Source organism: Paenibacillus sp. FW126-R14, assembly GCF_058789495.1.
Genome location: NZ_JBYTBS010000087.1, coordinates 1 through 18,651 on the forward strand (window position 1 = coordinate 1; position 18,651 = coordinate 18,651).

20 protein-coding genes and 1 riboswitch are annotated in these 18,651 nt (G+C 44.6%); of the genes, 6 read left to right on the forward strand and 14 right to left on the reverse strand.

The features are described from left to right. Positions 1–309: 309 nt before the first annotated feature. Both AC3WRW_RS30970 and AC3WRW_RS30975 read right to left on the reverse strand, forming a co-directional pair. The gene (locus tag AC3WRW_RS30970) at positions 310–762 is read right to left on the reverse strand and encodes a GNAT family N-acetyltransferase (protein ID WP_492550064.1); all 453 of its coding nucleotides are present in this window, start codon (positions 760–762) and stop codon (positions 310–312) included. Beyond that, positions 762–1,298, reverse strand: coding sequence for a hypothetical protein (locus AC3WRW_RS30975; RefSeq protein ID WP_492550065.1), 537 nt, complete (start codon positions 1,296–1,298; stop codon positions 762–764). The genes AC3WRW_RS30970 and AC3WRW_RS30975 overlap by 1 nt, the downstream gene beginning before the upstream one ends. Positions 1,299–1,425: 127 nt before the next feature. On the opposite strand from AC3WRW_RS30975, the gene AC3WRW_RS30980 reads away from it, so the two are divergent. The 3 genes from AC3WRW_RS30980 to AC3WRW_RS30990 are packed head-to-tail and all read left to right on the forward strand — an operon-like array spanning position 1,426 to position 5,491. Further along, complete coding sequence (locus AC3WRW_RS30980) at positions 1,426–3,099, forward strand: spore germination protein (protein ID WP_492550066.1); 1,674 nt, start codon at positions 1,426–1,428, stop codon at positions 3,097–3,099. Beyond that, positions 3,096–4,190 (forward strand): GerAB/ArcD/ProY family transporter, encoded by a 1,095-nt coding sequence (locus tag AC3WRW_RS30985; protein ID WP_492550067.1) that lies wholly within the window; start codon positions 3,096–3,098, stop codon positions 4,188–4,190. The genes AC3WRW_RS30980 and AC3WRW_RS30985 overlap by 4 nt, the downstream gene beginning before the upstream one ends. Before the next feature lie 5 nt (positions 4,191–4,195). After that, positions 4,196–5,491 carry a Ger(x)C family spore germination protein gene (locus AC3WRW_RS30990; RefSeq protein ID WP_492550083.1) on the forward strand — a complete coding sequence of 432 codons (1,296 nt, stop codon included), beginning with the start codon at positions 4,196–4,198 and terminating at the stop codon, positions 5,489–5,491. Here AC3WRW_RS30990 and AC3WRW_RS30995 read toward each other — a convergent pair. Then, entirely contained in the window at positions 5,463–5,675 is a 213-nt protein-coding gene (locus AC3WRW_RS30995) for a hypothetical protein (RefSeq protein ID WP_492550068.1), read from the reverse strand. The genes AC3WRW_RS30990 and AC3WRW_RS30995 overlap by 29 nt on opposite strands. A 61-nt stretch (positions 5,676–5,736) precedes the next feature. Here AC3WRW_RS30995 and AC3WRW_RS31000 point away from each other — a divergent pair, with 61 nt between their 5' ends. Beyond that, positions 5,737–5,949, forward strand: a complete 213-nt coding sequence (locus AC3WRW_RS31000; RefSeq protein WP_492550069.1) for an alpha/beta-type small acid-soluble spore protein — start codon at positions 5,737–5,739, stop codon at positions 5,947–5,949. A 51-nt stretch (positions 5,950–6,000) separates the two neighbouring features. Here the strand turns inward: AC3WRW_RS31000 and AC3WRW_RS31005 are convergent, their stop codons facing one another. From AC3WRW_RS31005 to AC3WRW_RS31020, 4 genes are all read right to left on the reverse strand, one after another. Further along, positions 6,001–8,082: an EAL domain-containing protein gene (locus tag AC3WRW_RS31005; RefSeq protein ID WP_492550070.1), complete on the reverse strand. Its 2,082-nt coding sequence runs from the start codon at positions 8,080–8,082 to the stop codon at positions 6,001–6,003. 117 nt (positions 8,083–8,199) lie between these two features. Beyond that, positions 8,200–8,285, reverse strand: a riboswitch (cyclic di-GMP riboswitch). Between the two features lie 166 nt (positions 8,286–8,451). Next, on the reverse strand, positions 8,452–9,009 hold the full coding sequence (gene hxlB, locus AC3WRW_RS31010; protein WP_492550071.1) for a 6-phospho-3-hexuloisomerase: 558 nt from the start codon (positions 9,007–9,009) through the stop codon (positions 8,452–8,454). A gap of 5 nt (positions 9,010–9,014) precedes the next feature. Beyond that, complete coding sequence (hxlA, locus tag AC3WRW_RS31015; protein WP_492550072.1) at positions 9,015–9,650, reverse strand: 3-hexulose-6-phosphate synthase; 636 nt, start codon at positions 9,648–9,650, stop codon at positions 9,015–9,017. 120 nt (positions 9,651–9,770) lie between these two features. Continuing rightward, positions 9,771–10,094, reverse strand: a complete 324-nt coding sequence (locus AC3WRW_RS31020; RefSeq protein ID WP_492550073.1) for a winged helix-turn-helix transcriptional regulator — start codon at positions 10,092–10,094, stop codon at positions 9,771–9,773. Between the two features lie 204 nt (positions 10,095–10,298). On the opposite strand from AC3WRW_RS31020, the gene AC3WRW_RS31025 reads away from it, so the two are divergent. Then, on the forward strand, positions 10,299–11,072 hold the full coding sequence (locus AC3WRW_RS31025) for a YheC/YheD family protein (RefSeq protein ID WP_492550074.1): 774 nt from the start codon (positions 10,299–10,301) through the stop codon (positions 11,070–11,072). 73 nt (positions 11,073–11,145) lie between these two features. Here the strand turns inward: AC3WRW_RS31025 and AC3WRW_RS31030 are convergent, their stop codons facing one another. Continuing rightward, positions 11,146–11,751 (reverse strand): DedA family protein, encoded by a 606-nt coding sequence (locus AC3WRW_RS31030; protein WP_492550075.1) that lies wholly within the window; start codon positions 11,749–11,751, stop codon positions 11,146–11,148. A 262-nt stretch (positions 11,752–12,013) separates the two neighbouring features. On the opposite strand from AC3WRW_RS31030, the gene AC3WRW_RS31035 reads away from it, so the two are divergent. After that, positions 12,014–12,535, forward strand: a complete 522-nt coding sequence (locus AC3WRW_RS31035) for a C40 family peptidase (protein WP_492550076.1) — start codon at positions 12,014–12,016, stop codon at positions 12,533–12,535. Between the two features lie 112 nt (positions 12,536–12,647). Here AC3WRW_RS31035 and AC3WRW_RS31040 read toward each other — a convergent pair whose 3' ends face one another. From AC3WRW_RS31040 to AC3WRW_RS31065, 6 genes are all read right to left on the reverse strand, one after another. Further along, entirely contained in the window at positions 12,648–13,766 is a 1,119-nt protein-coding gene (locus AC3WRW_RS31040; protein ID WP_492550077.1) for an MGDG synthase family glycosyltransferase, read from the reverse strand. A 33-nt stretch (positions 13,767–13,799) separates the two neighbouring features. Next, positions 13,800–14,486 (reverse strand): response regulator transcription factor, encoded by a 687-nt coding sequence (locus AC3WRW_RS31045; protein WP_492550078.1) that lies wholly within the window; start codon positions 14,484–14,486, stop codon positions 13,800–13,802. After that, positions 14,483–15,961 (reverse strand): sensor histidine kinase, encoded by a 1,479-nt coding sequence (locus AC3WRW_RS31050; protein ID WP_492550079.1) that lies wholly within the window; start codon positions 15,959–15,961, stop codon positions 14,483–14,485. Before AC3WRW_RS31050 ends, AC3WRW_RS31045 begins: the two co-directional genes overlap by 4 nt. 16 nt (positions 15,962–15,977) lie before the next feature. Continuing rightward, positions 15,978–16,724 (reverse strand): ABC transporter permease, encoded by a 747-nt coding sequence (locus AC3WRW_RS31055; protein ID WP_492550080.1) that lies wholly within the window; start codon positions 16,722–16,724, stop codon positions 15,978–15,980. Then, the gene (locus AC3WRW_RS31060) at positions 16,717–17,454 is read right to left on the reverse strand and encodes an ABC transporter ATP-binding protein (protein ID WP_492550081.1); all 738 of its coding nucleotides are present in this window, start codon (positions 17,452–17,454) and stop codon (positions 16,717–16,719) included. The genes AC3WRW_RS31055 and AC3WRW_RS31060 overlap by 8 nt, the downstream gene beginning before the upstream one ends. A 78-nt stretch (positions 17,455–17,532) precedes the next feature. Further along, the gene (locus tag AC3WRW_RS31065) at positions 17,533–18,456 is read right to left on the reverse strand and encodes a hypothetical protein (protein WP_492550082.1); all 924 of its coding nucleotides are present in this window, start codon (positions 18,454–18,456) and stop codon (positions 17,533–17,535) included. Positions 18,457–18,651 lie beyond the last annotated feature (195 nt).

Here is an 18,651-nt window from a genome sequence, read left to right on the forward strand (position 1 = left end):
GACTGTGCTTACTCACTCGTTGTTCAGTTTTCAAAGATCAATTTCTTTCGTTCACTGCCGCGTCACCGAAGCAGCGAAAAGTAATATACCATGTTGAATTTTCTTTTGCAAGTACTTTTTTAAAATTAATTTTTCGTGGTACTCAACCTGTCAAATCAACATGCAATAAGACAGGTTTCATAATATACCATGTACGCCTACGTAAAACAAGTACTTTTCATTTGCAGTTTCCTTGCAGTTTCCTTGCAGCTTCCTTGCAGTTTCCTTACAGCCACAATGCAGCATCCATCGGCCCACCAGCGCCTTTTATCATAAATCCTGACTCAATCGAATCATATCCCTGCACTGTATGCCGTTCTCATAAATCTCTTCCGCATAGTGTCTGATGAAAAAGTCCAGATCAACGCCAACAATTCGAAAGCCGCACTTTTGATATAAAGCTAATTGCCCAATGCTTGAGTTTCCTGTGCCGACTTCAATTGTTTTAAATCCTCTTGTCTTAGCCGTCTGAATGGCATGTAAAACTAGCTGCTTCCCCAGCCCTTTCCCCTGCATCTCTTCCAAAACGGCAATGTTCACCAATTCAACGGTCTCAGGTCTTGTAGGCAAAAGCACATAAGTGCCCGTACACCGATTCTCTTCTTCCGCAACATAACAGTCTCCTCGTTTTACATATTCCTCCACAAGCTGCCGGGAAGGGTCTGCTAATAACAACAGCTCCATCGGGTGATTTTCGTTTGCATCCAGTTTTCTAATCTCCATTATAAATATCCTGCCTGCGTCAAAGCTTGAAGATAGTATAGAAATTCCTGATGATCCAGCGAACATTTCTCTGCGTCAATTCCCTTGAATACAATAAGCTCATTAAGCAATTTGTCGCTTCCTCCCTGTAGTGTAAAGTTAGTGATATAGTGGTTTTCGCTTTCAAGGATCACGTTTATTCTTTTTCCCTGATGCATTTCAAGCCACTTTTCCGCTTCTTCATTCTCCATATCCTCATGATGAAAAGTTTGTGTTTTTAAATATTCAATCATAATAAAATGGGAGATCTTTTCTTTGGCACTGTATAAACCGTTAAGGACTTCTTCATTACGAATGGTATAACACTTGCTGATTTTTTCGTAACAGACATAAGTGTCGCCTTTTAGATCCTCAAACTCCTTTTTATCCAGCTCGACAGCCAAATATTTTTCCTTTAAAATGCGATCGGCTTCCTCCAAGGAATATCTATGGGGGATCTTCAACACTTTATATTTTTCCATTAACTCTTGCAAAAAAGAATCCAACAGCGTCTCCATTCGCAATCCTCCTCAAATTTTAAAAGACAGGCGCGCCGCACCTCACGCAAAGCGCACATAATCCCCCCGGTAATTGGGAATGTTATGCAAATCAACCAACTAGCTTGCTGCTACAGGAGTCGGACATATGAGCAGATGGAAAGCATTCAAAAAATATATCATGGCAGATTTGTCTTCGGATAAAAATGCTTTTTCTATAGGAGGCTGGGGAGACAAGCCGGATGCTCAAGCAAACGATGATGCTCCCGAAATTGTCACACCTCAGGACGCCGTCAACGCAGAACCCGGTTATCTGTCGTCCCATCTCCAAACCAATCTCGTTTGGTTTAAGCAGCGTTTTTCCTATCCTCAAAGCAAAGGTCTTGTCGTTCGCCGGTTTAAGCTCGGACGCTCCTCCTTCCAAGCCGCCGTCATTTACATAGACGGACAAGTAGACTGGGAACATTTAAACGCAACCGTACTAGTGCCTTTAATTACGCTGGACATAATGGACGACGTCATTTCGTTTGATGCAACTTCGCTTATTGAGGAAATTGTAACGGAAGGTCAGGTTACCGCCTCAAATACGTGCATCAATATTGAAAACTTTATTCTGATGGGCTTTGCGGCCATTTTCGTCGACGGATTGGATACAGCCGTTATTGCGGAAATCAAAGGGTGGGAAAAAAAGAGCATCGATAAACCCATTACGGAAACCGTTGTCCGCGGATCTCTAGAAGGGTTTACGGACGATATCCAAACGAATTTGTCCATGATCCGGCGAAGACTGCGCACTTCGGATCTCATGGTGGAATGGCAGCAAGTGGGTACCCTTTCGCAAACCGAAGTCGCTATCGTCTATTTGAAATCAATTGCCAACGCAGACGTTGTCGCAGAAACGCGGAAGCGGATAACCGGTATCCAGTACGATTACATCAGCGATAGCGGTACGATAGAACAATTCATCGAGGACCGCCCTAATTCCTTGTTTCCAACGGTCATGAGCACAGAAAGGCCGGATCGCGCGGCGGCGCAAATTGCAGAAGGCTATGTCAGCATCATTGTCGACAATTCGCCTTTTGCCTTGATTGTCCCTGCTAATCTCCCCCTCTTTCTGCAAACCGCAGAGGACGCCAACCTCCGGTGGACCCATGGCAGCTTTATACGCATTATTCGAATGATCGGGTACTTTCTGTCGTTATATTTGCCCGCGATTTATGTAGGAATCGCCAATTACCATCAAGAAATGATTCCGACTCCCCTGATTACCGCCATTGCCGGTACACGGGAGACGGTCCCGATTCCGGTTGCGGCAGAAGCTTTTATGCTGGAGAGCATGTTCGAACTGATTCGCGAAGCAGGCGTGCGGATACCCAGTGTCATTGGTCCGACCATCGGTATCGTCGGTGCGTTAATTCTTGGTCAAGCTGCCGTCCAAGCAAATATTGTCAGTCCGATCGTCGTTATCATCACCGCTACGACAGCTTTGGCCTCCTACACGATTCCGAACTACAATTTGCAGTTTGCCTCACGGATTCTGCGCTTTATTTATTTGTTGTCCGCTTCCGTTCTCGGTTTGGTCGGTGTTGTTCTGGTCTCCATCCTGTTTCTGTCCTACCGGGCAACCATCCACTCTTTTGGCGTGCCCTTGCTTTCGCCGATCACTCCCCATCGGCAGAGCGACGATACGCTGATCCGGGGAGCCATAACCAAGCAAAAGTTTCGGCCCTTTTCCATTCGGCCCAAAATTCTACGCAAGACGCCCGATTCGCCAACCGAAAGTCCAAGCGCGTCAATTAAGCGAGAGGAGGAACAAACGTGAGACAGCATCACATTGGGGTTCGTGAGGCATCTTCCATAGGAATACTATTTGTCATCACCAAAATATTCCTGCCCTTTCCCCGCTCCATGGCTGAACTGGGAGGAACAGCGGCCTGGATCATCGTTCTCATCAGCGCGCTGCTCAGTCCTTTGTCCTGGTGGGGAATCCGCGGTGTGATCAGCAACGGGCGTAAGGGATCCTCGCTCGTTACAGCGACCGAAGAGATTTTAGGTCCTTATCTGGGTAATTTGATTAATTTAGCCTACTTTATCTTCTTTTTTTTGATCACGTTTATCGTGCTTCGGGAATTTTCAGAAATACTGGCAACGGATATTCTGCCAAGAACCCCTTTGAATGTGACCATGTTGTCTTTGCTCATTCCCATCTCCTTCGTGGCTTTTTATGGGATCGAAACGATCGGACGAATATCATGGTTTTTTATTGGTCTGGTCCTGGCCAGCATCGTTGTGCTGCTTCTGGGTGGACTGTACACGCATACAGAGCCAAATGCCTTAGCCCCTTTCTGGGGAACGGGCAAATCCCGGGTATTTCAAATGGGACTTGTTAAGACCTCATTATATTCCGAACTTCTTGTTCTCGGTTATCTGCTGCCAAAAATGCGGAAAGAAACGGAATGGGCACGCACGGCCTGGTGGTGTCTAACCATTTCTTCCGTTGTTTTGTTATGTGTAATGATCGTCAGCCTTTATGTATTTCCATACCCTACCGTTTCAAGGATTAACACGCCGCTTTTCGAAATCAGCCGTATTATTAATTTCGGACGGTGGATTCAGCGGGTTGAAGTTTTGTTTCTAATCGTTTGGCTGCTGTGTACCGTCATCAAACTGGCCATAGGCCTTTATTGCAGCTCCTCTACACTTGCACAAATTCTGCGGCTTCCCACGCATCAACCGCTGATCTTTCCGCTTTCCATTCTTGCCTTCAGTCTCTCGCTGACGCCGAAAAGCGAAATGGCCGCAATAACTTGGGATGTAGAGCTGCTGCGCAAATATGGGGCTATTATTTCCATATGCCTGCCTATCCTTACATGGTTCGTAGGCGAAGTGCGAAATAGGCGGAGAAAGATGTGAAGAGCATGGTGCGAACGTTGAAAATGATGCTCATCCTGGCTCTGTCGGTACCGCTGCTGTCCGGCTGCTGGGATCGGGTTGATCCGGAGAATATGGCTTTCATTGTCGCAATTGGCGTCGATCCGGGTCCTAAGAACGATTACATGTTCACTTTTGCTCTTGCGGTGCCCAAACCCGTGAATGCGGCCGGCGGAGGCAGTCAAAGTCCCACCAATAAAAAATTAATTACCGTGTACACGGTAGAAAGCTCAAACATCGCATCTGCTTTAGTTGCAAGTCAAAGCTTTATCGCCCGCAGGCTGACGCTTATTCATGCAAAAGCGTTTATTTTTGGCGAAAGCATCGCCCGCAAAGGTCTCATGCCGATTCTGAGCGAAGTTGTACGCAATCGCGAGTTTCGCCGTTCGATGTACGTGATGACGACACGGGGCGATGCCGAAACCTTTATCCAAAACATTTTACCGACCACTGAAACCGATATTAGTCTCTGGATTGAACTCGAATTGGATCCCAATGATATGGGCTCCCTCATCCCGATCAAATCCCGCTTCAACGACTTTATCTTGGATATTGAATCCGCTGGGACCGGAGCCATTACGATTCAAGCCTCTCCCCGGCTCGATATCCGCAAAGGTCTTTCCCAGATGCCTGCTGAGGGAAGCGATTCTTCCAGCTCCGGTACGTCGCAGCCCATCATTGGAAAACAAAATGCCGGCAAAATCCGAAGGTACGGTGAAATTCCTCTAGAATTTTATGGCTCCGCCATATACAAGGGCAGTAAGCTCGCAGGCTTCCTTGACGGTTCAGAGACACTTATCCTGAATATGCTAACCGGCAGTTTTAAGAAATCCATTTGGGATTTCCCTGACCCTTCGGACAGCAGCCTGAATATCAGCATGATCGTAAGCCCTGAGAAACAAACCCGCATGCATGTAAAGCGGAATAATGACAAAGTTCATATCGCCTTTGATATCGACATGGAAGGAGACTTGGTTAGCGTTCAATCCAAAGTAGACTACACAAAGCCCGAGAACACTAAGAAACTGGAACGCTTAGTTCAAAAGCAGCTGCTGGAACAATCCAACCAATTGATCAGCAAGCTGCTGCATAAATGGGAAAGCGATTGTTTCCGAATCAACAACTATCTCAAATCGTCTTTCTCCACCCTCCAAGAATGGGATGACTTCAACTGGAGAGAACATATTAAGGACGCCCAATATGAGGCGAACGTCAGCTTTAAAATGCGCAGGTACGGTGATCAAGTAGGTCCCGCTATTGAGGGAGATGCTGCGCGTGATTGAGATTCTTATGCATTTTGGCCCAACCGCATTTTTTTCTCTTTGGGGCAGCGTCTACATCGGAAGTCTTGTCCCTTCGCTCTGGAAACAGAGAAACTACCGGGGCGCGGTTGGCATCGGTCTGCTTGCTGGCATGACCCTTTTTCTCCCTACCGTATTGGCAGTTTTCAGATAAATGTTGTTCCATGTATAAGACTTCCTTACACTCCACAAACTACGATTACACCACAAGAAGGAGTGATTAGATCATGGCTAACAACAGTAATACTTTAGTAGTACCTCAAGCAAAGGGAGCTTTGAACCAAATGAAATATGAAGTTGCTCAAGAGTTGGGCATTCAACTTCAACCGAACGGCTACAATGGACACCTCGCTACGCGTGATGCAGGTTCCATAGGTGGCCACATTACGAGACGCCTTGTCCAAATTGCGGAGCAGCAATTACAAGGCTACAGCCGCTAATCATTGTAAAAAGCGAAGTCGCCTGGGAGCCCCCGGCGACTTTGCTTTTTTTTATTGATTCAATAATTGCACCAGGCGGTGAAGGTGGTCGTTATCCTCTTTCGTAAATTCCAAACCATACCGGTTCCTGTTATTCTCTACTTCTTCCTTCCAAACGATATAGCCAAATACACGGATGATTTCAGTGAAAACCTCAATCTCAAATTCAAAAATAATGTCTTTACTTACCGCTAAAGCTAAATGTGTTAAGAATTGAAGTCCCTGAGCCCCGATATCTTCAAGCACCACCTCTGTCTTCCCTAAACTCAGCTCCTTGTCTTTGATTTTAATGATCGTCATTTGTGCGCCTATTGGGAAAATAAGCTGATCCTGAAAATAGTTCTGCCTGGTATCGGTCCCCATCCGTTGATTGATTTGGCTAGGAATCAGCACCTCTTTTGCTAACAGATTTTTAAATTCGTCAATCGGGACTGGTCTGCTAAATAAGTATCCTTGAATTTCATCACATTCATGTTGTTTTAAAAACATCAGCTGCTCCATGGTTTCGACACCTTCAGCAACAACTTTCAGCCCTAAACCTTGAGCCAAATGGATAATTGATTTTACAACGGCAGCATTAGAAGGGTTGGTTGTTACATCGCGAATAAAATACTTGTCAATTTTTAATACGTCAGCGTTGTACTGCGTTAAATAAGCAAGCGAAGAATAGCCTGTACCAAAGTCATCTAAAGATACTTTAATGCCGAGTGCCTTTAGCTCCGAAATGGTTGACTCAACTAATTTTTGATTTTCCAGAATGGAGGTTTCGGTGATTTCGACTTCAAGCCAATGGCCATCAACCTGTGTTTCCTCCAGTATTTGCTTTAAACTTTGGATAAAATTTTTGGATAAAAACTGACGGGCGGACACATTGATCGAAATGGGCACAAAAGAAATTCCTTCCGATTGCCAGGATGTGATCAGCCTGCAAACGGTCAGCTCCACCCAATGCGTAAGGGGAAGGATTAAGCCCGTGTCTTCGGCCAGGGGGATAAATTCCGCCGGCGATAACATTCCCCATTCCGGATGGTTCCAACGGACCAAGGATTCCGCACTCACAATTTTCCCTGATTTCAAATCGATTCGCGGTTGAAAATACAATTCCAGCTTATTGTCATGGATGGCTAACCGGAGATCTTTTTCCAATGTGAATCTTTTGAAACTGTCAATATCCATGATGGGGTTATACAACGTATACCGGTTTCCCCCTTTTTCTTTTGACCGGTAAAGGGCTATATCTGCATTTTTCACCAATGTTTGCGCATCCATTCCATGCTGTGGGTAAAAACTGATACCTAAACTCGCCGTAATATAATGCTCATAATCATCATTCAGAAAAGGGCTTGCTTCAATATGTTTAATGAGGTTGTCCGCAAGCTTCTCCACGGCTTCGTTGTTTTCGAACTGCTTTTCCAGCACAACGGCAAATTCATCCCCCCCTAGACGGGCAACAAAACCTTTATCATCTATATATTGAACCAATCTAACCGAAAATTCTTTGATCAATTGATCTCCCAATCCGTGTCCAAGCGTATCGTTAATATTTTTAAATCTATCCATGTCGATATAAATGAGAGCTATGACGTATTGATTTTCATTCGCTTGCTCGATGAATTGTTCCAGTTTTTTTTCAAAAAATCTGCGATTAGGCAGATCGGTTAAATAATCATGATAAGCCATATGTTCAATAATCTGTTCATGATTTTTTCGCTCCGTAATATTGAATGCGTACCCAATTAAACCTTCTTCCGACGGGAAAACGCTAATCTCGAGCCATTCTTTTGTCGGTTCATAGTAATCCTCGAAAATAACGGGAATTTGCTCTGCCATCGCCTTATGATAATTATGATAAAATTTGGTGCCCACAGCTTCGGGGAGCACATCCCAAATATTATTTCCAATAAGTTCGTCGCGTGTTTTTCTTACAAAATACTCCATCGACTTATTGGTATATTTTAAGTGCCAATTCCGGTCTAAGATTAGAAAACCATTCGTAATATTGTCGAGAATCGATTCGCTTGACGGCAGGTCAATTTGATAATGAATGTGATCTTCAGGATCTTTTTTGGATGCTCTCTTTTTAAAAAATTTCATTGAATGTACCATCACCTTATATCTTCTAGTATGAATAACTTGCAAAAAAAAAGCAGCTTACTCGTATACTTACCGAGCAAGCCACTTTTGTTGGACGAAACAGCGTTGAAGTGGTATATCGGTAGCTGGCTGACATGGGATTGACTCCTTTAGTCCCTATAGCTTTGCGTCCCCATTTTTTAATGGGTTTGCCTTTATCAATTAAAAAACTGCATGAATATGTCATTACTATATTAGGTCTTTTTTCCCATTATTACAATATAGCATGACTATTCTCATAGATCATTTCCCATATTCTTGGCATTTCCTAATAAAAAAAGCCCACTCTGTGCGGTTGCAAGAGTGGGCTTGACTGCGATTTTTTGCTGATTATTCCAAATTGGCATGACGGCCGAACAGGGTTGTGGAATCGTACCCTTTTTTCTCCATTAACCGCAGGATGACCGCGTCAAAAAATAACAAAAGCGTCTGTTCAAATAACGAGCCCATAGGCTGTATCGTGGAGTATTGGCTATTCGACTTATCTTTGGGAGAGCCGGGAAGCTTGACCGTTAGGTCCGCCAGCTGCCCAATCGTTGATTCCGGGAATATCGTCACTGCCGCGACAGTCGCCTGCAAGCTTTTGGCTTTCTCTCCCATGGCGATAAGACTTCTGGTTTCTCCGGAACCCGATCCCATGAGGAGCAAGTCGCTCGCTGTTACGTTAGGCGTGATCGTCTCTCCCACAACGTAAGCGTCCATTCCCATATGCATCAGCCTCATGGCAAAAGCTTTGGCCATCAAGCCGGATCTGCCGGCCCCGGCTAGAAAAACCTTGCTGGACGCCAGCATTCGCTCAACAAGCAGATCAGCTTGCACGGCATCCAACCGGTGGGCTGCCTGCTGCAGCTCCTCAAGGATGAGGGCTGCATACTCATTCGTTCTCATCGGCGTTAAGATCCTTGTTTGATCAACTTCTGCATCTCAGCGGCAGCGGCCTGCTTGTCTTCTTGTCCGGTAATTCCTCCGCCGACAATAACAAGATCCGGGCTCGCTTGGATGACTTCCGGCAGCGTGCTTAATTTAATGCCTCCGGCAATCGCTGTTTTGGCCTGCTTGACAACACGCTTGATCGTCAATAGATCTTCAAAGGAATTTTTACCGACAGCCTGCAGATCATAACCTGTATGCACACAGATGTAATCCACGCCAAACGCGTCGATTTCTTGCGCACGCTGCTCAAGATTTTTCACGGAGATCATGTCCACCAAAATTTGTTTGCCTTGTTTCCGCGCTTCTTCAACAGCGCCTTTGATCGTCATGTCTTCCGAAGCTCCCAATACGGTAATAATGTCCGCTCCTGCCTCGGATGCTTTCATGACTTCATAACCGGCAGCGTCCATAATTTTCAAGTCAGCCAGCACTCTCAAGTTTGGAAAAGCTTCTTTGATTTCCTTAACGGCGCGAAGCCCTTCATTAATGACAACCGGGGTGCCGATTTCGACGATATCTACATAAGGCTCCACTTCTTTCACCAACTGTTTGGCTTGTGGGATGTTGACAAGATCTAACGCTAATTGAAGCTCCATGGATGAGTCACTCCTTCTATTATGTTGTTCACGGAGCCTATTGTACGCCGATACTTTTCAAAAAGGAAGTACGCACTATTTGGTGACGTAGTACCCATTTGGATACTATGGACGACATTTTTAAACCTCAATCCGTTCCTGGTGCTTCTCTCCCCAATTGGCCATCACATGCAGCACGACCTCCATCGTTTGGCCATATTCCGTTAAGGAATACTCGACTTTCGGGGGCACTTGAACGAAGACTTTCCGGTGGATAATACCGTCATCCTCTAATTCGCGAAGCTGTTGGGTCAGCATTTTTTGCGTGATATCCGGCATCCCCCGTTTTAATTCGCCAAAGCGTTTGACACCGTCCATCAGATGGCATAGAATGACCAGCTTCCATTTGCCGCCAATCACTTTCAAGGTCATTTCTACCGAGCTCTTAAAGCGTTGATCTCCCATAGGGTAACGACTCCTTCGTATACGATTATTATTCATCTTAATTGGCGCAACTTTCAGTTGCAAACAGCCTTTGATCCAAACCTGTGAATTTATTTTAATTTTGCCGGCTAGACATTTCTCCAAGTCATTCCGCTCCATTGGAATATGATAATAAACAGATCAGTAAGACGTATGTTTAGTAAATTTCCAAAATGAGGTGCTGTCATGTCAGCGTACCGCGGGAGATCAATAAGCAGTAAATGGGTCAAAACAAAGGTTCTCTTATTGAACAAAGAACTTCGGAATTTTGTCCCTGATACAAAAATCTACAATCAAGCAAACCTGCTTGCGATGCTAAATAAACATAAGATGGTTTATGTCAAACCAACGACAGGCTCTGCCGGCAATGGCGTTATCCGCGTAGAAAAAACAAAGCATTACAGCTTTCAAAACAGACAAACCATAAGAACTTTTCCTACGTTCCAAGGTTTATTTACGGCTCTAAACAAATCCAAGCTAAACAGAAACTATATGATCCAACAAGGCATTCACCTGTTGAAACATCACAATCGAATATTCGATATACGCATCATGGTCCAGAAAACGCCAAAAAAAACGTGGGAAGCTACCGGGTATATCGGCCGGGTTGCTCATCCGCGCAAAATCGTAACGAACTTTCATAATAGCGGCAAACCGCTGCCGTTAGAATTGCTGCTGGGCTCCTACTTACAAAACAAGAAAAAAGATGATTATATCACATTCTTGCGCCAGCTGAGCTATAAAATCGCCGTGCATTACCAGAAGGTTTATCCTGGATTCAAGGAAATCGGTATTGATTTCGGCGTCGATAAAAAATTGAAGCCCTGGGTATTGGAAGTGAACACTGCACCGGATCCCTTTATATTCAACCAACTGAAAGAGAAAAAAATGTTCTTCAAAGTGCTGCGTTATGCACGGGCAAACGGCCGATTTTTGCCTGCCAGACGGCGGCGCAAGTAGGTTGGTTTCGCATCAAAATAAAAACACCTTCAATCCCGGTTACCCGGTGAAATTGGAGGTGTTTATTTGTGTTTTATCGGGAGAGCCGCCGCTGCGCAGCCATTCGCTTTACTCCCATTACGCCAATGGCGGCTATCCCCGCCGCGACAATGATCCACAAGGGATGATGGAAGTGCAGATGGTAGTGGCGCCAAGCTTTATCCAGTTTTTGACCGAGGAGAACAATGACTAAGATCCAAGCCAAGGCTCCAGCGTAAGAAATACACATAAATTTGATGTACCGCATTTTCGTTGCCCCGGCAATGAAGGGAGCCGCATGCCTTAACCCGGCTACATAGTAGCCGATCAGAAGCACAATTGCACCATACTTTGTAAACTGCTCCGCCCACTTCTCCAAACGGCTCTCGGAAATACGAATCCATTTGGTTACCTTGCTGATTCGTTTGAGCCCAATGCTTTGTCCAAGCAGGTAATTAAGCGTCATTCCAGCACTAGCCCCAAGCCAAGCAAAGCCGATAATACCGCCGATATGAAGATTGGCTTTAACCGCTATATAGCCTGCACCTAAAAGAATTATCTCGATCGGCAGCGGTATGCCGACGATTCCGATGAAAAGTAAAACAAATATGCCTGCATATCCGTAATGGCTGATTAATGTGATCATGGAATGATGATTCATCTTTCTTCACCTGCCTCATATAGATCGTATCACAATTAAGAAAAAAGAGCATGAGAGGAAGATGAGAAAAAATGATTTCATTCCATGTTTGTTGTCAAGGTCTTTTTGCTCATCAGATTCTCACGGTTTTCTAATTATCGGCCTCCGAGCGTGATCTGTCCTCGTCTTTCTCCACGATTGGTAATCTCTAGGTCCTTCCGGATGTGATAAGGTTATCCCAGGTGGAAGCCTAAAACACGATCCTGAAGGAGGATGTCCAATCATGAACAACATGAAAAAGAACCGCCTTAGTAAATCGCTATTAGGAATTACACTTAGTGTATCCTTACTTGCCTCAGCGAATCTTTTCGTGGGAACGCAATCCGCACATGCAGCGGGCAGCACGGCTTCAATAACAGCAGCTTCTACAGCCGTATCGGGGAAAGCTAACAGCATTATCTCTACAGGTGAACAGTATCTTGGGGTAAAATATTCATTCGGATCTCAGAAAGGCCGAACAAATACCTTTGATTGTTCGTCTTTTACACAATATGTATATGGCAAGAATGGGATCAATCTCCCTCGTTCATCTAAGCAGCAATCACAAGTAGGCACTTATGTTCCAAGAAGCCAGCTTCAACCCGGAGATCTTGTCTTCTTCTATTCCCCTATTCACCATGTCGGTATCTATATAGGGAATGGGAAAATTTTGCACACGTACGGCAGTCCTGGCGTTACGATTTCTGATATGAACTCCGGTTGGTGGAGCAGAAATTACAAAACAGCCCGCCGCGTCATTAACTAAACGGATTATTAACGAAAGCTCATTACCTTATAGTTTAACTCATTCGTCATCTTTTCATCCCTCAAAAAAACCTCCTTCTATGATTTTGAAGGAGGTTTTTTATGAGTTTGGCCTAAATCGAGAGTGAAAGAGCGCGTTCATTCATGCTAAGCATCATATCCGTTACGATATGTTCAGCAGCTTGGCTCCGCTGCATTGCTCGCATACGTTCCCTGATTTCTTCCTGCAAGCTTGGATTCCTTATTAACGCGTTAATTTTATAAGTTAATTCTTCCAAATAAACGGAAATCGAAGCAATTCCACGACTAGTAAGATATAAGGCATTTTCTTTCTCCTGTCCGGCATAGGGCTTGTAGATGAAGATCGGCAGATGCTGGACGATCGCTTCCGTCAACGTTAACCCTCCTGCCTTCGTTACAATGCAAGCTGCCCGGGACATCCATTCATGAATATTGTCTACATACCCAAGAATAGTAACCCCCGCAGAAAGGGCAAAATGATCTTTAAGCCTAAACATCAGCTTCTCATTGCGGCCACAAACTACGACCAACTGACAATGTTCCAGATAGGACAAGCTCGTAATCATATCCTCAATATAGCTGTTGACCCCGCTGTCTGACGCCATAATCAGGATGATTTTCTTTGGATGCGTATCCGCGGTGCTCATCGCCTTTGCGAACTCTTGCCGTACGGGAATGCCGCTTACCTCAATGCGCTCTTTACTGATCCCTTTGAAAATGATTTGTTGTTTCAACTCGTCCGTAGCCACATAATATTTATCCACATTCGGATGCAGCCAACTGGCATGTAAAGCATAATCCGTCAGTACCGTGACATTCCTTATGCCCATTGAACTGCACACATCCGGCGACGCTCCGAACGGAAACGTGTTTACAACGACATTAGGACGCTCTTTGTGAATAAGTTCTCTTAACTTCTTTTTGCCCAGAAAGGTCATGGATCTCTGGAATAGTGCGGTCCGCTTGGATTCGCGGGTTAAGTAGTAGCTCCAGCCATAATAATCGAGACCTATGCGTGAGCTTTTGGTGCTTTGGTTAACAAGCGATGTTGTAATGAGATTGATGACGGGGTGGCCTTCTTTCATCAGATCGACGATTTTGACATGTTCGATACCTTGCTTCAAACATTGCTGCAGCAGCGCTTTGGACGCTTGAAGATGCCCGTTGCCATAGCTGGCGGTAAGAATTAATACGCTAGGATTCATACTCATGTTTAAAAGAAACCACCTTTCGTCATATGCTTGTTATAACCGGAAACGATAACCGGCTCCCCAGACAGTTTCAATGAATTGTGAGTTGGAAGGGTCTATCTCTATCTTTTCTCTTAATTTACGTATATGAACCGTCACCGTCTGGGAATCTCCCATTGCATCCAATCCCCAAATGCGTTCAAAGAGATGGTCCTTGCTGAACACACGATTCGGATTGATGGCCAAAAAATAAAGCAAATCAAATTCCTTCGTCGTCAGGTTCATTTCCTGCTCATGCACGAAAACCCGGCGGGAACCGTAATCGATTAAAAGTCCGTGTATGCGAATTTCTTCCTTGTTTTCTTTCGTTCCTATTAATCGCTCATACCGTGCCAAATGCGCTTTGACTCTCGCCACAAGCTCTCCGGGCTTAAAAGGCTTCGTAATATAATCATCCGCTCCCAAACCAAGACCGCGAATCAAATCAATATCCTCTTTTTTGGCCGTAACCATCAGAATCGGAATTTGATATTTCTCGCGTACTTGCTTGCACACCTCAAACCCGCTGATTAAGGGGAGCATGACATCTAGAATAATTAAATCATAATCGCCGCTGAGTCCCAGCTTCAACCCTTGCTCGCCATCCGTCGCAATATCGGCTTTATAACCGCTCACTTCCAAATAATCTCTTTCCAGTTCAGCAATCAGTTGCTCGTCTTCTACGATTAATATTTTTTTCATAAATGTTCACCGTCTTTATGCCTTCTGAGCGGCAAATTGATTGTTAGGCAAGTCCCTTCGCCTTTCACACTTTTCGCTTCAATCGTCCCTCCATGACCTTCGATCATTTGTTTCGAGATCGCAAGCCCCAGACCGCTCCCGCCATTGTTGCTGTTTCTGGACGGATCTGCACGGTAGAAACGGTCAAAAATATGAGGCAGCGCCTCGGCATTCACACCTGCACCGTTATCTGCAATTTCAATGACGACATGCGATCCCGTCGTTCTGGCCTGCAAAGTAATTTGCTTCTCTGTTTTATTCATATATTTCAAGCAGTTGTCCACAATATTAGAAAAAACGCGTCTTATTTTATCCCGATCAATAGAGACCTGTATCTGCGGCCCCAACGCGATTTCCGATTTATATAGAACGCCTTGTTTGCCAAGTTCAAAATCAAGTTCTTCTGACCAGTCCCTTAAAAATGATCCGAAATCAACGATTTCAAAAAGAAAAGGAACGCGTTTCAAGTCCAGTTTGGAATACAGAAATAATTCATCGATTAAATGATCCATCTCTTCCGCTTTGGACGATATGATCTCAATATATTTTCGTCGCTTATCCGGTGTATCGGCAATGCCATCGCCTAGCCCGTCTACATAGCCTCTAATGGCTGTAAGTGGAGTCCTGATGTCGTGTGAGATGTTGGAAATAAGCTCTTTGCGGTTTTCTTCATACTGAATTTGAGTCTGAATGGATTCATGCAATTGTTGGCGCATTTGTTCAAAAGCTATGCTGAGCTGACCGATTTCATCCTTGCTTGTGATCTGCACCTGGAATTCCAGGTCGCCTGATTGAATTCTTTTCATAGCGTTCTTTAGTTTCCGCAGCGGTTGGATGATGCTTCTTGAAACAAAATAAGTAAGCAGCGAGTGCGTAAGTATCAAGATGATCAGTAATGTAATAAAAAGAGCAGGAAAAAACTTTTGCGTAAAATTAACGATCGGATTCACTGTCGTCACGATGAACACACTGCCTGCTTGTTGTTCCGAATCATAAAAATCGAAGAAGTTAACTTCCAACAATTCTTTCCCGTACCGCTTCGCATCTTCTCGTTCCGGATGCCCGGGATGTTTGAACGCAGGCAGCTGCTGAAGGATGTCCGTCCCTTGCAAGGTTGGAGAAACATAGATAAACGTATTATTTTTGCGTACAACAAGCTTTGAATTATTTAGGAGCAGCTCTTGATCCACATCTGCCAGATACGTTGATTCCGCTAAAATAGAAGGATTTTTCTCCGATGTTCGCTTCAGGTCTTTAAACGTATGCTCCACATTCTGATTCTCGAATAGTCCGACGCCTGTATGCAGCTGATCCCGGATACTTTGGAAGTCGCCGCGAAATACAACGACTAAAAGAACAGCCGTAATCATCATCATAACGAGCGGTATTAGCAGCATGGCTGCGTAGGAAAGCAATAATTTCAGACGAATAGACATGAGCGATTCCCCGTTTTTATACTTCTTTTCGATCAAATTTATAGTAGCCAAGTGCCAGAAACAACATGCAGCTGGAAAGAAGGAACAGCGAAGATGTCATAAGCTTACCCGCGGAAACGGTTGGACTGAGCCATAACATATGCCAATCCGTATAAGAAGCAGGCGAAAAAGCAGCAATGGAGCTGAGCAAGAACGGAGCCAATTTAGCCGCCGCATATAATACGAGCGAAAAGACCATAAAGCTGCTCGCGCTTTTGAAAAACTGAGAAACGAGCACAAACATGGCGGACAAAGCAATCATGGACACAAAAGCAGCCCCATATGCCTTTATCATATGAATAGATTCGACGAGACCGGCCGATGTTCCCGCCAAAATATTGCAAATACATGTAATTATTCCAAGTAAAATCAAAATTCCAGCTATACCCGTGCCTAGAGCAGCAACTTTCGTGCCGAATACTTGAACGCGTGAATTCGGGCGCAGCAAGGCAAGCTTCAACGTTCTGGACGCCACTTCACCCGGAAACAAATCGCCGGTGATCGTTAAGATAAAAAGCGGTATCCATATGCTTGTGTAAATGGTTAACATCTCGATCGGAAAGGACTGGCTTACGGCTATAAACCCCAGGACGGGCTTTAAGGCACTCAGTGAGATGGCCAGCACGACCGGAAGAATCACTGAAAATATCGCAAACATAACAACTTTTTTCCGGTACAACAGCAAATAGAGCTCATTGAAATAACCCGCGCGCCATTTATGCACAATCCTTCTCCTCCCTGTAAAGCTGTAATTCATCAATATAAAACTGTTCTAAGGATTGATTGCTTTCCAGCAGCTCGGATACGTATCCCTCTTTTTTCAAATGTCCCTCTACAACGATGCCCACCCGATTACAAAGCTGTTCCAGCTCATGAATCATATGACTTGAGATTAAGAAGGACGTCCCCTTTTCTTCGGACAGCTGTTTGATTAACTTCCGAAACATGACGGTTCCTTCGATATCCAAGCCGTTCGTAGGCTCATCCAAAATGACAAATTTCGGCTCCGGCAGAATAGCCGCTGCAAGCGCGAGCTTTTGTTTCATCCCTGTCGAATAGCCTTTTATTTTCTCTTTGCGAACTTTGAGCAGGCCGACAAGATCCAAGACTTCTTCTATCCGTTTTGGAGTGACTGCAGGATAGAACCGAGCGACGAGCTCCAAGTACTGCCAAGCGCTTAGAAACTCATGAAAATCCGCCGATTCTATCATGCTCCCAACATGCTCCATACCTTGAACGAACTGTTCAGCCAGATTGGCATTAAACAAAGAAATCGTTCCTTGATCAGGGCGTATCAAACCGGTTATCAGCTTAAGAAATGTTGTTTTGCCAGCACCGTTCGGCCCTAGTAAGCCATATACGTCACCTTCATGCAGCTGCAAACTTATATCATGAATGCCTCTATGATTGCCATACACTTTGGTCAAATGAGCCGTTTCTAAAATGATGTTCATCTAGACTCCTCTTTTCATAAGAGATATAGCAGACAGGCTTAAGACATGGAAACCTGTCTGCAATGACCTTACAATCAACTACTCGTTATTGCCGCGTTGTTTTCCATGGTGATCTTGCTTCAACGCTTGTACGGTTTTACCGGCAAGATCAATGGTTTCAGGCGACGTGCTGTTAAAGCCGGACAAATCCGCTTGAAGGTGAAGGCTCACTTGATGCGCAGCTCCGCTGTCATCTTTACCGGAGATCGTTAAATCCGCTTCTTGATGAGTGATATAATTGCTAGCATTTACCATTGCCTTGATCGATACTTTTTCAATTTTAATATCTTGTGTCAACTGCGGAGCTGCATTTTTCAGGAAATCTTCTTGGAATGGCAGCTTATTTGCGTTTGACGTATCATCCTTCTTCTCAGCGTCATTCTCTGCCTTCGTCGCTTCTTTTATCGCAATTGGCGCTAAAGCATTAACTACGGCAGGAATTTGTGCGTTATCCAGCTGAATGGCAATTTCTTTCGTTCCGTCCGAGTTTGCATCTACGGCAACGAAGTCCTTCAAATTACCGACCAGAGCATCAATGACCGTTTCTACTTGCTGAGGAATTTCTGTCTCATTGAGCTTTTTCTCGTCCTTATGCTTCTTCGCACCTTCTTGTTTCACATAATACACATCGCTGGCGCTTGATTTAAGTACGGTTTGATCCTTTTCCTTATAAAAACTGAGTGATTGAGGCGTACCGTTTGCTACAACCTCTGCATTTCCGCTCGCCGTTTTCGTATCCAGGCTCATTTTGAAGCTTCCGTTTGCACTTACAAGCACGTTTCCGTTGTCTTGCAAGGCCGCAGCCGCTTGTACGGCTACATTTTGAACCGTTTTGGTGTTTTTAAGCGCGGATTTATATGCGTCATACCCCGATGTACTCGCCAATGCACTAAACCCGGTTGTCACCATGACAATACCGCTAACTCCTACAGCGCTGCCTAACATTAACCATTTCTTCTTCATGATTTCCTCTCCTTCTCAGGGATCTTTAGTGGGCTTACAACAACATCATAGTCATTAAAAATGAAACGCTTGTGAACCGTTTCTTAAATCTTTCTTAACTCTCTTTTTGTAAAAGAAAAGAGGCTGTCCCATAAGTCATAGAAATGACTGAGGATAGCCTCTCATTTTTTGTAAACAAAAAGAAACCGTTCTTTG